Genomic DNA, 14,433 nt, shown 5'->3' on the forward strand with positions numbered 1-14,433 from the left:
TCTTAACCCAACGTGGGTTTGGGGCTAGTGAGTACGACTAGCGAGAAGTCAGCCACGGCGATCGCTTCTCCGGGTTTGTAAATCTGCCCGTCGTTCACGAAGCTAGTAGGCTGTTCAGTATTGATTACCATTGACCAGGACTGGTTTTTAAGCAGGGGTGGCACACAAAAATCTTGAGCATCCGCTTGGGCATTAAAGAATAGCAAGAAGCTATCGTCCTCCAGCCGCTGCCCCTGGGCCTCAAAGCCCATCAGCTCTTCACCATTGAGGAATACCGTAATTGCCTTGGCCGAGCCGCCGTACCACTGGTTGTCTGTAATTTCGCTGCCGTCAGGATTGTACCAACCGATGTCGTGAACCCCTGACCCGTGAATCGCCCGCCCCTGAAACCAGTGACGCCGGGCAAAGGATGGGTGGGTTTGGCGCAGCTGAATCAGCTGGCTGGTAAACGACAGCAGCTCATGTCCTAAGGGGCTCAGGTTCCAGTCGAACCAGGACAACTCGCTGTCTTGGCAGTAGGTATTATTGTTGCCCTGCTGTGTACGGCCGAGCTCATCACCACCGAGCAGCATGGGAACCCCTTGGGAGAGCAGCAGCGTAGCCAGCAAGTTGCGCTGCTGCTTGTGTCGCAGGGCCAAAATGGATGGGTCGTCAGTTTCGCCCTCAGCCCCACAGTTCCAAGAGCGGTTATAGCTCTCGCCGTCGCGATTGTTTTCGTGGTTGGCCAGGTTGTGCTTCTCGTTGTAGCTCACCAAATCCCGTAGGGTAAAGCCGTCGTGACAGGTGATGAAGTTAACGCTGGCGTGGGGACGTTTGCCATTGGCTTTGTACAGGTCAGAGCTGCCGGTAACCCGGAAGGCAAACTCGCCCAGGCGACAGTCATGGTCGCGCCAAAAGTCGCGCATGGAATCGCGGTATTTGCCATTCCACTCCGACCACAGCAGCGGAAAGTTGCCCACCTGATAGCCTCCCTCCCCCAAATCCCAAGGTTCGGCGATTAGCTTAATAGTGGACAGCACCGGATCCTGATGAATGATGTCGAAGAACGCCGCCAGACTATCTACTTCGTACAGTTCGCGAGCCAGTGCCGAGGCGAGGTCAAAGCGAAAACCATCGACGTGCATCTCTAGCACCCAATAGCGCAAGCTATCCATAATCAGCTTGAGCACTTGAGGATGGCGCACGTTAAGGGAGTTGCCGCAGCCGGTGAAGTCCATGTAGTAGCGGGGAGCATCTTCGACGAGGCGATAGTAGGCGGCGTTGTCGATGCCTCGCAGACTGATGGTTGGCCCTAGGTGGCTGCCCTCGCCGGTGTGGTTGTAGACCACGTCTAAAATGACTTCAATGCCGGCTTGATGTAGCGCTTTAACCATCTGCTTAAACTCGTTGACCTGCCCACCGGTCTGTCCAGCGCTGCTATAGCCGCCGTAGGGAGCCAGATAGCTGAGTGAGTCGTAGCCCCAGTAGTTGAGCAGCCCTGTGTTAGCTAGATGCCCTGGATAAGCATGGAAGTGGTGGACAGGCAGCAGCTCTACGGCGGTAATGCCCAAGCCACTGAGGTGATCAATCATGGCTGGATGAGCCAGCCCAGCGTAGGTGCCTCGTAGTGGTTCTGGGATGTCTGGATGGCGCTGGGTAAGCCCTTTAACGTGGGTTTCATAGATGATAGTGCGATGCCAGGGGGTGTCGAGGGGGCGATCGCCCTCCCAATCAAAGCTGGGATCAATCACCACAGCCTTAGGCATAAACGGGGCGCTATCGACCTCAGAAAACGACAAATCGAGGTTTTCGAGATCGTTGGTTGCATCTAGGTCATAGCCAAAAATAGCAGGGTCAAACTGTACATCACCATCTACGGCCTTGGCGTAGGGATCAATCAGCAGCTTGTAGGGGTTGAACCGCTGCCCCCCTTTAGGATGATGGGGTCCCTGGACCCGAAAGCCATAGCGCTGCCCAGGCCCCACCCCAACTAAATAGCTGTGCCATACGTAGTTATCAACCTCAGTCAAAGGAATGCGGGTTTCCTGATCAGCCGCATCAAATAGACAGAGGTCAACTCCTGTGGCATTTTCTGAAAATAGGGCGAAGTTGGTGCCCGTGCCATCCCAAGTGGCACCCAAGGGATGGGGACGACCTGGCCAAACTTGCATTCCCATAGCGAGTGCTGTCTTGCTTAACGATCCTGAGGGTTAACGACGCTAAGACCGGTGACCCATTGGGGAGCCCCCATTGAAAACATTCTGCGGCGCCAAGGCGTCGTGCCTATCCTAGGGTAACAGGCTACGGGAATGGGCGTGGCAATGGCAAGAGGGGTTTGGTGCTCCTTGGCCTTATCAAACTTTTATAGTCTTGCGGTAGTCTTGCCGGGAAAGATTGGATTGCCGATTGCGATCTGTATCGAACAATACCAATCGGCTTGGTAAACTTCACTGGTAGGAGTGGTAAGCAATGCCTCTCGTAAAGCGTTGTGTAGCTGAATTTTTTGGTACGTTTTGGTTGGTGCTGGGCGGTTGTGGCAGTGCCGTGCTGGCAGGTAAGTTTTTAGACAGCAGCGGTGCCTTTAACCTAGGCATCGGCTTTTTGGGCGTTTCGCTGGCGTTTGGCCTGACGGTGCTGACTATGGCCTACGCAATTGGCCACATCTCAGGCTGTCATCTCAATCCGGCAGTGTCCTTTGGGCTATGGGCCGGGGGGCGGTTTCCCAGTAGCGAACTGCTGCCCTACATTGTGTCCCAGGTGTTGGGAGGCATTTTAGGGGCTGGCATTATCTACATTATTGCTACTGGCCAGCCGGGATTTGCCATTGACCCCTCTGTGGGCAATCCTTTGGCGACTAATGGTTTTGGGGCTCACTCGCCCGGTGGCTTTAGCCTATTGGCCTGCTTCGTGTGTGAAGTGGTAATGACCTTCTTTTTCTTGATGATCATTTTGGGGGCCACTGACCTTCGTGCTCCAGTAGGCCTAGCCCCAGTGGCGATTGGTCTGGCGCTGACGCTAATTCACCTAATTAGCATTCCAGTGACCAATACCTCTGTGAACCCTGCTCGCAGCACAGGTCCGGCTCTATTTGTTGGTGGCCCGCTGTTTGCCCAGCTGTGGCTATTCTGGGTGGCACCTATTCTAGGAGCGCTGCTAGCAGGGTGGTTTTATGCCACCTTCTTTTCCGTCAATAGAGAGCCCGCAGCTCAGGTTGAAAGCGCCAAGATAGTCGTCTAGCGCAAAACCCCAGGCTCTAAACCGCTAGCTTGCCCTAGCGGTTTAGAGCCTGTACTCCATCATCGGGATTGTTGACGCGGATGGAGGAAGCATTCGCCCAGTTTTTAGTGGTGTTAAAGGCTAAGGCAGCTGATAGCCACAACTGCCACAAAAGCGATCGCCCTGGGCGATCGCAGCCCCGCACTGGGTGCAGAATTTCTGGTTATTAACCGTCGGCGTGTTCAACCCGAGGGTCATCTTGCCCATGCGCAGGGTCATAGGGTTGAGTGACATCTGCATGTCGCCCATCTGCATTGGAGCCATGGGTGGCATAGGCGGCATGGGCGGCATTGAGGCGATTGGAGAAGGACCAACCTCGGTCACCTGCATGGGAGTGGCCTGGTTGGTGTCCCAGGCTGTGGCGGATGCGACTCCAATCTGCATACCCTGGATTTGCCAGAAAAACGTGCCCTGGGCCGTAACACAGCGCAGGAGAGCCCCGTTATCTACCCTGATTATTTGAGGTATCTCCGTCCATGGACCCGTATGCACCTGAGTGTTGGACTGCTGCTGTTGGCCAGCACCAGCGCTGGCTAGGGTAATGAGGGTGATGGAACCGGGGTTGTCAAGATATATCTTTTGGCCAGGGCTAAGATCGCAGTGATAAGGCATAGTTAACGTTGCTAATTCTGTTGATAACCTAAAACCGTTTTAATTCGTTGGACCTGGGCTATAAATATGCTAGGGCGAGCCACTGACCTCTAGCCGGTTTTCCAAAATGTTTTTGGTTCATTGACTCGGTTTGGAGCTGGTTTAAGGCTGCCCCAGGGCACTTTGGGAAAACTAATGACGGGCCAAAATAAGTGTTTTTGGACTCGCCAGCTAAAATCGGATAGTCCAATGAGTTCCTTATCTAAGGTTGTAACTGCTAATCATTTAAGGAAGATATGCCCAAGTCTGGCTAGGTGGGCTGAGGTGTGGCGCGATCGCTGCCATGGCTAAAAAAAGCGCAGGGCTACTCATGTATAGAACCCAGGATTCCCAGCTGGAGGTGCTGTTGGTGCACTCAGGTGGGCCTTACTGGGCTAATCGCCGTTGGCAAGCCTGGACAATTCCCAAGGGCGAAATTGACCCTGGGGAAGACACCTTTGAAGCCGCCAAGCGCGAATTTTTAGAAGAAACTGGGCAGGTTCCGACCGGCAGCTTTCGTCCCCTACAGCCGGTGCGCCAGGCAGGAGGCAAGCTAGTCTTTGCTTGGGCCTTTGAGGGCAACTTCAACCCTGCAAATCTGCACAGCAATACTTTCTTTTTAGAATGGCCACCCAACTCTGGCGTGCTACGGGAGTTTCCCGAGGTGGACCAAGCTGCCTGGTTTGAACTAGAAGAGGCCAAGAGACGCATTATTAAAGCCCAAGGCCAGTTTTTAGACGAACTAGTGCAAGTGCTAGGGCAGGTGCCCTTAGCGTGAGTGCTTTTAGGTGCTTGGCACGCTTCAAAGGTCAGATTGCTGCAAAAACTGCCGCAGCCGCGCCATCGCCAGACTTTGACCGAGATTCAAAGGCAGAGCCGACACACCCTCCAGTCGCGACTGCACCCACTGATCACCCCAGTACCATTCATGGAAACCATCAATTCCGCCAGATAGCACCATGTAAAGGCTGTGGTCGTCTACCTGTTTGACGTCGTGGTGAATTTCGACTGGGCCAAGGTAACTGTTAAAGCTCAGCCCACTGTGGATCTTGCCGGGCAATCCCTGGCTAAACTGCTGGGGCCAAAGCCATCGGCGAAACTGACTGGGCTGCACCAAGCTCGCCTGAATATGCTCGTGGTTGGCATTGACTTCGATGCGGAGGTGGCTGTGCTGAAATGTGCCTAGCATAGAGTGACGGTGGCCCGCAAACAACACCTCTCAGTATGCCAAAAGAAACCCGATGGGATGTGGGCACAGAGGCGGCAAACAAGCTCTCTCCTAGAGGTGGGTAAACTGCCCTAAACCCGCCCTCCCAAACCTCTTACAATAATTAATAAGCAATATTAAGTGAAAACTGGGGCAGCGCATGGTAGATCAACTGATTCGGGCTACCGCCGCCGATGGCGGTGTACGGGTGGTAGGCGTTATCACGACTAAACTCACTGAGGTGGCCCGGCAGCGCCACAACCTCTCCTACGTAGCGACCGCTGCCCTGGGTCGTACCCTTTCGGCGGGCCTGCTGTTGGCCTCCAGCATGAAACAACCCCAAGGCCGGGTAAACATTCGCGTGCGGGGAGATGGCCCCCTAGGCGGCGTTCTGGTAGATGCCGGTATGGATGGCACTGCCCGTGGCTATGTGGATAACCCTGCTGTGGAGTTGCCTCCCAATGCCCAGGGCAAACTCGATGTCGGCGGGGCCGTAGGCCGCAACGGCTATGTTTATGTAGTGCGTGATATGGGCTACGGCTACCCCTACTCCAGTACCGTTGAGCTAGTCTCAGGGGAAATTGGCGATGACCTCACTCACTACCTAGTGAGTTCTGAGCAAACCCCCTCGGCCTTGATATTAGGTGTATTTGTAGGCGCCAATGGGGTTGAGGCAGCTGGGGGCCTGCTGCTGCAAATTTTGCCTCGTGCTGCCGAAGATACCGAAATGGTGGCTCTAATTGAAAGTCGCCTGGCCGGATTGACCGGCTTTACCCCCCTGCTGCGGGCCAACAAGACGCTACCTCAGATTTTTGATGAGCTGGTGGGCGATCTGGGCCTAGAAATTTTGCCCGAAACTCAAATGGTGCAGTTTTCCTGCCCCTGCTCGTTCGATCGCATGCTGAGGGCGCTCAAGATGCTGGGCGAAGATGAGCTGCAAGACATGATTGAAACAGATGATGGGGCCGAAGCCGTCTGTCATTTTTGCAATGAGGTCTACCACACCGACAGCGATCAGCTAGCGCAGCTAATCGTTGATCTACGGGAAGAGCGCCAGGAGGCGGGGCGTTGAGGGCTTATGGAGATGAGAAAGATTGGAAATTCTGTTGTCAGATTGCTCCCTATAGGGTTTAACTGCTCCTGATCGCAGCATCTCCTCGTTTTTCCTACTAGTCCATCAATCGCTGATAGGCTAGCGTCAGAGCCCCCTCGTCTCCCACATTGCCGGGGAAAAGCACCACTGGCAGATCAGGAAACTGGGGGTGATCGGCGGGGGTGCGCACGGCAGAGACGCCAGGTAGAATTTGGCCAAGTAGCCGGGCGGTACGCAGCGCTAGCCCAGTGCTGAGGGTGTCGTTGGAGGTGATGCCGCCCTTGCTGATCAGGAACCCGATATCGTCGGGTAATCCTTTAATTACGTCCATTAGTAGGGAAGAGACTTCGACACCAAAGTCGAGCCGGGCCTGAACGGTGTCAAAGGCAAGTTCCTGGCGACTAGTGTAGACCACAGGCACCTGGCCGACGTTGTGGGCTTCGTTTACCTGGTCAAGAATATTTGATAGCACCGCTTTGTGATTGCCTGGCTCTCCGTCTCGGAGCTGTGCCACGTCCACTTCGATGCCGGTCACCCCAGGTTCCTGTAAGAGCTGCTCAAGCTGCTGGGTAGTTTTCTTCACATGAGAGCCGACAATGATGGCTCCAGGTTTACCACCGCGCACGTAGGTACGCATGTGGCTGGCGTCGATGGGCTGGGGTGGCAGAGCGGCTAGGGCCGTGAGAATGCTGGCAGCGCTGCGAAACAGAAACTTTTTGCCTTGAGCGGCCGCCGCGAGCAAATCCTGGGCGAACTGGTTTAGGTCAGCTTGGGTTTCGCCATCCACAGCACAGCAGACGTTGTGCTCTAGGGTCATCAGCTGACCTAGCGAACCCGCCCGAATATTCCCAAGGGTAAAGCGTTCTACAGATGCAGCCGGGATGCGCCCAGCGGTTTTTTCGGCGACGTAGTCGGGTAGATAGCTGGTGCTGTAGCCAAACACCGAATCTTTGGCGAACTCGGTCTCGTGCACGGGAGTAGGCACACCATCCACCATCAGGTAGTGAACGCTGTCGCGAGTGATGCGGCCTCCTTCAAAAAAGGCGGGCACCAAGAAGTGGGCGTCAAAGGGGCCGAGTTCTTGGGCGATCGCATCGGTCTCCACCGGATAGTGGCCCCGCAGGGTTGAGTCGGAGCGACTGACAACGAGAAAATCCTGGATGCCTTCAAGGGCGATCGCCTGCTTGAGATGCTGGCAAACCTCTCGGGTCACCTGCTCAGCGTCAGCGGCGGTGAGCGCGCGGGTGTTGGTCAGCACAAAGAAAATTGGCGAGGCGTCGCGCAGCCCCTGGCGCAGCGTGTCTACGTCCCACTGCATCAGCAGTAGGCAGCTGTGCACCGTTTGAGAACCGGTAGGGTCGTCGTCTAAAACAATGATCTTGGGCTGAGCCATCGGTGCCGGCCTCGACGGGATGAACAAAAATCACTATCGCCCATTGAGGACGCGTTGGCCAAGGTGACTCAAAAAAATAGGGTTCCTAGCCATGGCTAGGAACCCTATTTTTGTTTTGGTGGCGGGGCATGGATTTGAACCATGGACCTTCGGGTTATGAGCCCGACGAGCTACCAGACTGCTCTACCCCGCGTCGGTTTATTCAATATAGCGCTAAATGTTCTCAGATAACAATCTAATTTTCTTTTTCAATCAAATTTCTTCAGAAATTGCCTGCGTGTCTGTTCTCCAAGGCATGCTGAATCGGTTGAATAGCGGCACAGAGTCGTTTCCTGAGTGCAGTCGTCTGTCCTCACAGGTAAGCTGGCCTACTAGGTAATGTCCCCAGAGGCGAAAGGACATGACTGCGGATAGCTAGTACATCATAGGCAGATCGCCGACAACATCAAGCCGCGTAAAATCGCCAACTTTCATATAGGTTTCGGCCAGGGTGTCGGCCACTGTGGGGGTGATCCAGCCGAGCTGCCGCAGGGTAAAGATCGCGGTAGCGTACTTAGCCCGCTTGGCCCCGTCGATCACCTTGATCGACAGGCCTAGACCTTCACCCACCCGCCCAATGCACTGAATGCCTTCGGCCCCCGATTTGCTAACCAGGGCTCCATGGGTGAGATTCATCAGCGTGGTGTCGAAGCTGCCGGGGCCGCCCACCATGTCGGGATGGCTAATCATGGCCCGGACGATGCGCTCCATGTCGAGGTTGTTGCCCGAGGAGAGCATGGCAAACAGGGAGGCCATCTGGCTCAGCTGCATAAAGTAGGTCGGAGCACCGCAGTCGTCGTGGGCGCAGATAAACTCGTCAGAGGGCATGCCCAGCAGCTCTGAAATGCGGGTCAAAATCAGCTTTTGTACTGGATGGCTGCGATCGAGATAGGTCGCTAGGGGCCAGTTGCGCTGCTGACAGACGGCTAGCATACCGGCGTGCTTGCCTGAGCAGTTGTGCTCAAGGGGGCTTTTCTTGCCTGCCGGAGTAGGACAGCGCAGGGCCGTGGGGTCGAGATCGGCCTGCCAGAGAATGTGGAAGGCCTGACGCGCCTGCTCGATGGTGCCCTGGTGAGAGCCGCACATGATGGCTAGGTCGCGATCGCCAAGGCTGTAGCGCTCTAGCGCTCCGGCTGCGGTCACCGCCAGGGCCTGAAATGGTTTGAGGGCAGAGCGAATAAAGGTACCTAGCTCGCCATTGCCCGCCACCGATAGGGTGCGCCCTCGATCGTCGCATACTGCTACGTGGGCCAGGTGGGTAGCCTCTACAATGCCCTCCCGCAGCAGCTGAATTTCTAGCTCTTTGGTTTGGTGGCGATTAACCCGACTGCTGGTCATAGGGACGCTCTGCGGTGGTGTACAACGATGATGTAGCGGCGATGACAACTATACCAGGGGCCAGGCAATTAGCCCCAGGGCAAGCAGTAGGGCCATGACTCCCAGCGTGCGGCGAATGCGTTGGAGGACGGGCTGTACCTCATAATCTACGATCAGGCGATCGCGGTTTGAGACCTCTTCAGGCTTGACCCAGAGCTGACCGTCGTACCAGCCCGACTCTTCGTAGGGTACGGTGGTCTCCCGCAGGCGTCCGCCTACGTGGGCCCACCCCACATAGAGCTGAAGAAGGGCCAGCACAGGCAGTACCATAGCCCCCAAGGCTCCACTGAGACCAAAGGAAAGGGGATGTTTTGCTGGAGCAAAGCTGGCGGCAGCCATAGGCCCAGCCACAACCCAGCCTACAAGCCAAAGAATCGCAACGGGTTTGAGGTAGCTTGTTAGATCTCGGCTGCCCCAGCCGTAAAACCAGGACTCGCGCACGTCCTGATATTCGTTGATGGGCTGTTGCTCAGCCGGTACTGGACATCGTTGAGGCATGACCACCGACAACACGCAAATCTAGCTATAGCCTAAACGAATTGCCTACCAATAGGAATCGCTGATCGGGAATTTGTGTCTCAACGAACAATGGCCGCGAGGGCGAAGAGGTAATCCCAACTCGGTTTTAAAACTGGGCTGGGCTAAAGTGTTGGCCTGAGGGCTGGTAGAGAATTTGGTTGGCATGACCCCAAAACGCCTCTAGATCGTAGTAGTCTCGGGCTTCGGGCATGAAGATATGGGCAATGACTTCACCATAATCCATCACGATCCAGCTGCCCTCACCCTGACCTTCGACCCGCAGGGGACGGCGGTTGTGGTCGCTTTCGAGAGTAGCCTCAATGGAGCGGGTAATAGCGCGCACTTGAACAGCCGAAAAGCCGGTGGCCACCACAAAATAATCAGCTAAGTACGACACATCTCCCACCTGGAGAATCGTGATGTTGCCTGCTTTACGCTCATCGGCGGCGGCCGCAATGGCGTAGGCCAGCTTGAGGGCGTCGTCCTCAGTTTGATTTGGCGCAGGGGTATCGGTAGCAGCAGGCGGGCGGTGGGAAGACTGGGTCATACGCAAAGACGTAATGGGACAATTACGGTAGCTGTGGCTCAGATTTACTGCGCCACCGACACACCGTAGCTTCATTCTAGAGGATGACTCTCGGGGGTCGCAGAGTGGCTCTCTCCACGGTCATAATCTGTTATGGAAAGTCCTAGCCCTGCACGCGGTGGGGCAAAGTCTGAGATCCCAAACGGGGCGCAGCGTATATCATTGATCGTCAATATTTAGCGGCTGAAAAGTGGCTGCAAAGGCGGGGTGGCGGCTGGTTTTCTGCCCCTCAGGCGTGGATACTCTACGGCTCGTCTTTGAACTCTACAGGGGAAGATACACCATGCCTCAACTTACGCAAGGGCTCATCGTTGCTGCTTTAATCGGCCTGCTGCTGGCGATCATCGTGGGGTATTACCTGCGCCAGAGTCAGGTAAATGAGTTGACCGAGGCCTTGCAGCAGAGCCAAAAGCGCCAAGAAGAGTTAGAAAAAGCCCACGAGCAGCGGCTACGCAACGCCACTCAGCAGCTGCAAAAAGATTACGAAGCTCAGCTTGCTGAGAAAATGGAGCAGTATCAGGATCAGTTTGAGGAGCGCCGTGGCCAGCTAGAGTCTGAGTACCGCACCCGCCAGAGCGTGATGGGCGGTGCCTCCGTCGATGCCGATAGCACCACTGAACAGCGCATTCGCAAACAGTACGAGACCCGCCTCAAAGAAGCGGCTACCAAGATTCAGCAAGCCTACGAACAGCACCTACAAGACAAGCTGGTGGAGGCGCGATCGCAGGCCCAGCAAGACTATGACCAGCGGCTAGCAGAGGCGATCGCCCACTACCAAGATCAAGAGCAGACTCGCCAGACCCAGGCCCCTGGGGCTCTTCCCCTGGGTGCCCTGGTGCCAGAGCCGACAGCCGTAGCTAGCGTGAGTCCCCCTGACACCGCTGAGATCGAAGCTCGGCTTCAGGCTGAGTACGACCAGCGTCTAGCCGAATACGAAGATGACATAGCCCAACGCCTGGCCCAATTGGAGCAAGAGTACGAGGCCCGGCTTCAGATGGTCCAGGCCGGTAACTCAGTGCCCGGTGACTCAGTGCCCGCTGACCTAGCCCCCTCCACTGCAGAGCTAGAACTCAATTTGCGCCGAGAGCTAGAAGAAAGTCTCAGAGTCGAGTACGAGCAAAAGCTAGCCGAGAAAATCGAGCACTACCAGGATGAGCTGACCCAGCGCACCCAAGAGCTTGAGCAGGCCTACGAAGCCCGTCTGCAACTACAAGTCGCACCTTTTCCAGAGCTAACTGCCCCTATGGCTGCTGAGCCAGCGGTTGATTTAGACATGGCCATGCTCGAGGAGGCTATGCCGCCGGAAGCTGCGATCGCCGACGAAGCTGCTTTGATAGCTGACAGCGAGATCAGCCTAGATATGAACGAGTTTTCCTCAGCAGTGCCCTCACCGGCAGTAGATGAGGAAGACCCAGACCTTGCTGTAATGCTGGAGAGTGAGATACCTAGTGGCCAAGTTGATGATTGGGGCCTAAGCGCTGACATCGACAGCGATGAGCTCAACGTAGATGCATTCAATACATCAGAGCCAGACACCATCTCTGATCTATCTGAGCTGAATTTTGATGACGCTGACGAATTTTCCTCCGAGCCGACCTCGCCAGGGTCAGCAGCGGGCGACTTTGGCTTAGCCAGCCTCGAAGAGAGCGAAGCAGACAGCAGCCAAATCGACAATTTTGGCCTAGAGCCTGAGGTTGACGCTGACAGTCTCGATTTCAATGCCCTACTCAACAATTCTGCTTCAGAGCCCAGTTCCGAGTTTGTTGTGGACGAGCTGGCTCCCGAGGCAGCACCGACGCCAGATGCCAACGACTTTGGCCTAGCTGGTCTGCTTGAAGATGAAACATACAGTGGTCAAGCCGGTGAGCTGGATCTAGACACCGACTTTAGCGCCGACAGTCTCGATTTCAATACCCTGCTCAACGAACCTGTCTCAGAACCCAGTTCCGAGTTTGCTGTAGACGAGCTTGCAACTGAGGCGGCACCGTCATCGGATCAAAGCGATTTTGGCCTGGCTAACCTGCTCGAAGATGAAACATACGGTGGTCAGGCCGCTGATCTAGGTCTAGACACCGACTTTAACGCCGACAGTCTCGATCTCAATACCCTGCTCAACGAACCTGTCTCAGAACCTAGTTCCGAATTTGCTGTAGATGAGCTTACGCCTGAGGCAGCACCGTCATCGGATCAAAGCGATTTTGGCTTGGCTAGCCTGCTCGAAGATGAAACATACGGTGGTCAAACCGCTGATCTAGGTCTAGACACCGACTTTAACGCCGACACTCTCGATCTAAATGCCCTACTCAATGAACCTGTCTCAGAACCTAGCACCGAGTTCGTTGAAGACGAACTGGCTCCCAATGCAGCACCAACATCAGACGAAAGTAACTTTGGTTTAGCTGGTCTGCTCGAAAATGAAACCGATAGCGGTCAAATCAATGAATTTAACCTAGGCGAAGATTTTAGCGCTGACAGTCTCGATCTCAACGCCCTACTCAACGAACCTGTTTCAGGACCCAGCCCGGAGTTTGCTTTAGATGAGTTTGCTCCTGAGACGGCCTCGTCTGGGTTAGATGAGGAGGAATTTGGCTTGGCTGCCCTATTAGAAGGTGAAGCAGACAGCAGCCAAGTCGACGAATTTAGCCTGGACGACGACTTTAACGCCAACGATCTCGATCTTGACGCCCTGCTCAACACGCCTGCACCAAAATCCAACTCTGACGACTTGCTCGACGATCTCGATGACTTGAGCAATCTGAGCTAATTGTCGCTCTATACCCCCAGAACGCTTCGGCCTTCAAAATCCTAGCCTCGGCCCGATCGAGCTTTAGAGCACATTGGGTGTATAAGGCCCAAATTCCTCACAGCTGCCTTTTTTGACCGTAATCACTGTCTTTACGCCGCCGCGGCGGGTGTAATCGCCGATTACCCGCAACCCCTGGGGCTGTAGCTCATTCCACAGGCGATCGGCAATCTGGTTGGCTACGTTCTCATGGCTGATTCGCTGATCGCGAAAGCTGTTGATGTAAAGCTTAAACGCTTTGAGTTCCACCACCCAAGGCCCTGGGCAATAGTCCACCACAATGGTGCCAAAGTCTGGGTAACCCGATCGCGGGCACAGCGCCGTAAATTCTGGGTGCTCTAGGTGAATGGTATAGACATTCTCTGAAGGATTCGGCCATTTCTCCAGCGGGTCCACGCTGGTTTGGAGAATGGCGCGATCGCCGTATTGAGAGGTCGAAGTTGAAGCGATAGTCATGGGCAGCAAGAAATGGGGTAGACAGGATCAGTTCAGGCTGATTACAGAGCGGGTGAGACCAGCTTTACCAACGCTTAGCATTCCCAAAAAAATGCGGCTGCGGCGTAGACTGCCTCCTTGGGTAATGTAGCCTTTTTCAATGTTTCTTAACTAAAGTGGCGGCGATCGATCACCCTTAGATAGCTCGGCTGCGGCAAAAGTTCCCGGTTAGAGCATTGACCAAAGTTATTCCAATCGCTTAATCAAAACTTTATACTTCTTCCTTAACACCTTTGGCTGTGCCCCAAACCCTGTGATAAGTTCACCAAGCGTTGGGAGTAGTTTTTGTAGCACATTTGTAGCATCAACTTCCCAATTGCATTGGAAGACGCTTTTTCAGGAGAGACATGATGACGATTTACCGTAAGCTTGCCCTCGCTGCCGGTAGCCTCACCCTCGCTGGCCTGGCCCTAGGTCTGCCCGTCCAAGCCGAAGACCCCAAGGCCGAAACTGTAACTGAAGGCACTGAAGCCGTTGCCCCCGAGACTGAAGCCGCCGCCCCCACGGTTGACGTCGAAGCAATCGAAGCTGAACTCGATGCCGAGCGCGAAGCTGGGATCGAAGCCGCAACCCCTGATGGTGCTCCCGTAGTTGATGTTGAGGCGATCGAGGCTGAGCTTGATGCCGAGCGTGAGGCTGCGATCGAAGCCGCCACCCCTGACATTCTGACCGAAGAATCTGACGCTGAAACGGCGACTGAAGAAACCACCGCTGAAGAAGTTGACTCCGAAGCAGCGACCGAAGAAACTGCCGTTGAAGAAGCCGACTCTGAAGCGGTGACCGAAGAGCCTAGCGCCGAAGATATTGCCCCTGAAGCGGCCGCCGAAGAGACCACTGACACCGTTGACGCCGAGGCAGAAGCTCCTGCTGACGTCGAAGCCACCGGCGAAGAGGTTGACGCCGAAGCTGCTGTTGAAGAGGCCGATCCCGAAGTAACTGTTGAGGAGACCCCCGATGCAGTTGACGCCTCTGAAGCCAAAACCAGCGTCGAAGAAGCGGCTGAGCCTGCCTCTGACGCTACCTCGGGTAGCTAAAC

General features: G+C 55.2%; 13 protein-coding genes and 1 tRNA gene. 5 read left to right on the forward strand and 9 right to left on the reverse strand.

The annotated features are described in order from the left end of the window. Positions 1 to 2: 2 nt before the first annotated feature. Positions 3 to 2,156: a glycogen debranching protein GlgX gene (gene glgX, locus H6F59_RS22655; protein ID WP_190706058.1), complete on the reverse strand. Its 2,154-nt coding sequence runs from the start codon at positions 2,154 to 2,156 to the stop codon at positions 3 to 5. Positions 2,157 to 2,448: 292 nt separating this feature from the next. Between glgX and aqpZ the strand changes: the two genes are divergently transcribed. Then, the gene (aqpZ, locus tag H6F59_RS22660) at positions 2,449 to 3,216 is read left to right on the forward strand and encodes an aquaporin Z (protein ID WP_190706061.1); all 768 of its coding nucleotides are present in this window, start codon (positions 2,449 to 2,451) and stop codon (positions 3,214 to 3,216) included. 120 nt (positions 3,217 to 3,336) lie between these two features. On the opposite strand, the gene H6F59_RS22665 is transcribed toward aqpZ, so the two are convergent. Next, complete coding sequence (locus tag H6F59_RS22665) at positions 3,337 to 3,867, reverse strand: zinc ribbon domain-containing protein (protein WP_190706065.1); 531 nt, start codon at positions 3,865 to 3,867, stop codon at positions 3,337 to 3,339. Between the two features lie 322 nt (positions 3,868 to 4,189). Between H6F59_RS22665 and H6F59_RS22670 the strand changes: the two genes are divergently transcribed. After that, complete coding sequence (locus H6F59_RS22670; RefSeq protein WP_190706068.1) at positions 4,190 to 4,663, forward strand: NUDIX domain-containing protein; 474 nt, start codon at positions 4,190 to 4,192, stop codon at positions 4,661 to 4,663. Between the two features lie 24 nt (positions 4,664 to 4,687). Here the strand turns inward: H6F59_RS22670 and H6F59_RS22675 are convergent, their stop codons facing one another. Beyond that, positions 4,688 to 5,074: a hypothetical protein gene (locus tag H6F59_RS22675; protein ID WP_190514956.1), complete on the reverse strand. Its 387-nt coding sequence runs from the start codon at positions 5,072 to 5,074 to the stop codon at positions 4,688 to 4,690. Positions 5,075 to 5,252: 178 nt separating this feature from the next. Between H6F59_RS22675 and hslO the strand changes: the two genes are divergently transcribed. Further along, positions 5,253 to 6,164, forward strand: a complete 912-nt coding sequence (hslO, locus tag H6F59_RS22680; protein WP_190706071.1) for an Hsp33 family molecular chaperone HslO — start codon at positions 5,253 to 5,255, stop codon at positions 6,162 to 6,164. A gap of 97 nt (positions 6,165 to 6,261) precedes the next feature. On the opposite strand, the gene H6F59_RS22685 is transcribed toward hslO, so the two are convergent. The 5 genes from H6F59_RS22685 to rsfS all read right to left on the reverse strand — a co-directional run bounded on the left by H6F59_RS22685 (position 6,262) and on the right by rsfS (position 10,060). Beyond that, a complete protein-coding gene (locus tag H6F59_RS22685; RefSeq protein ID WP_190706075.1) occupies positions 6,262 to 7,578 on the reverse strand; it encodes a four-carbon acid sugar kinase family protein in 1,317 nt (438 codons plus the stop codon). A 116-nt stretch (positions 7,579 to 7,694) separates the two neighbouring features. After that, a tRNA-Met gene (locus H6F59_RS22690) sits at positions 7,695 to 7,771 on the reverse strand. Positions 7,772 to 7,992: 221 nt separating this feature from the next. Continuing rightward, positions 7,993 to 8,955: an asparaginase gene (locus H6F59_RS22695; RefSeq protein WP_190706079.1), complete on the reverse strand. Its 963-nt coding sequence runs from the start codon at positions 8,953 to 8,955 to the stop codon at positions 7,993 to 7,995. Between the two features lie 48 nt (positions 8,956 to 9,003). Then, positions 9,004 to 9,492, reverse strand: a complete 489-nt coding sequence (locus tag H6F59_RS22700; protein ID WP_190706083.1) for a CGLD27 family protein — start codon at positions 9,490 to 9,492, stop codon at positions 9,004 to 9,006. A 127-nt stretch (positions 9,493 to 9,619) separates the two neighbouring features. Continuing rightward, the gene (gene rsfS / locus H6F59_RS22705) at positions 9,620 to 10,060 is read right to left on the reverse strand and encodes a ribosome silencing factor (protein WP_190706100.1); all 441 of its coding nucleotides are present in this window, start codon (positions 10,058 to 10,060) and stop codon (positions 9,620 to 9,622) included. A 322-nt stretch (positions 10,061 to 10,382) separates the two neighbouring features. Between rsfS and H6F59_RS22710 the strand changes: the two genes are divergently transcribed. Continuing rightward, positions 10,383 to 12,863: a hypothetical protein gene (locus tag H6F59_RS22710; protein ID WP_190706105.1), complete on the forward strand. Its 2,481-nt coding sequence runs from the start codon at positions 10,383 to 10,385 to the stop codon at positions 12,861 to 12,863. 63 nt (positions 12,864 to 12,926) lie between these two features. On the opposite strand, the gene queF is transcribed toward H6F59_RS22710, so the two are convergent. Beyond that, positions 12,927 to 13,358 (reverse strand): preQ(1) synthase, encoded by a 432-nt coding sequence (gene queF / locus H6F59_RS22715; protein ID WP_190706110.1) that lies wholly within the window; start codon positions 13,356 to 13,358, stop codon positions 12,927 to 12,929. Between the two features lie 386 nt (positions 13,359 to 13,744). Between queF and H6F59_RS22720 the strand changes: the two genes are divergently transcribed. Then, positions 13,745 to 14,431 carry a hypothetical protein gene (locus tag H6F59_RS22720; protein ID WP_190706113.1) on the forward strand — a complete coding sequence of 229 codons (687 nt, stop codon included), beginning with the start codon at positions 13,745 to 13,747 and terminating at the stop codon, positions 14,429 to 14,431. The last annotated feature ends 2 nt before the right edge of the window (positions 14,432 to 14,433 follow it).

This window comes from Nodosilinea sp. FACHB-141, assembly GCF_014696135.1.
GTDB lineage: Bacteria > Cyanobacteriota > Cyanobacteriia > Phormidesmidales > Phormidesmidaceae > Nodosilinea.

Excerpts from the sequence above, each read along its gene's own strand:
- H6F59_RS22695 (WP_190706079.1), bottom strand. The coding sequence starts at position 8,955 with ATGACCAGCAGTCGGGTTAATCGCCACCAAACCAAAGAGCTAGAAATT.
- H6F59_RS22670 (WP_190706068.1), top strand. The coding sequence starts at position 4,190 with ATGGCTAAAAAAAGCGCAGGGCTACTCATGTATAGAACCCAGGATTCC.
- H6F59_RS22700 (WP_190706083.1), bottom strand. The coding sequence starts at position 9,492 with ATGCCTCAACGATGTCCAGTACCGGCTGAGCAACAGCCCATCAACGAA.
- H6F59_RS22710 (WP_190706105.1), top strand. The coding sequence starts at position 10,383 with ATGCCTCAACTTACGCAAGGGCTCATCGTTGCTGCTTTAATCGGCCTG.
- H6F59_RS22675 (WP_190514956.1), bottom strand. The coding sequence starts at position 5,074 with ATGCTAGGCACATTTCAGCACAGCCACCTCCGCATCGAAGTCAATGCC.
- queF (WP_190706110.1), bottom strand. The coding sequence starts at position 13,358 with ATGACTATCGCTTCAACTTCGACCTCTCAATACGGCGATCGCGCCATT.
- hslO (WP_190706071.1), top strand. The coding sequence starts at position 5,253 with ATGGTAGATCAACTGATTCGGGCTACCGCCGCCGATGGCGGTGTACGG.
- aqpZ (WP_190706061.1), top strand. The coding sequence starts at position 2,449 with ATGCCTCTCGTAAAGCGTTGTGTAGCTGAATTTTTTGGTACGTTTTGG.
- H6F59_RS22665 (WP_190706065.1), bottom strand. The coding sequence starts at position 3,867 with ATGCCTTATCACTGCGATCTTAGCCCTGGCCAAAAGATATATCTTGAC.
- glgX (WP_190706058.1), bottom strand. The coding sequence starts at position 2,156 with ATGGGAATGCAAGTTTGGCCAGGTCGTCCCCATCCCTTGGGTGCCACT.
- rsfS (WP_190706100.1), bottom strand. The coding sequence starts at position 10,060 with ATGACCCAGTCTTCCCACCGCCCGCCTGCTGCTACCGATACCCCTGCG.
- H6F59_RS22720 (WP_190706113.1), top strand. The coding sequence starts at position 13,745 with ATGATGACGATTTACCGTAAGCTTGCCCTCGCTGCCGGTAGCCTCACC.
- H6F59_RS22685 (WP_190706075.1), bottom strand. The coding sequence starts at position 7,578 with ATGGCTCAGCCCAAGATCATTGTTTTAGACGACGACCCTACCGGTTCT.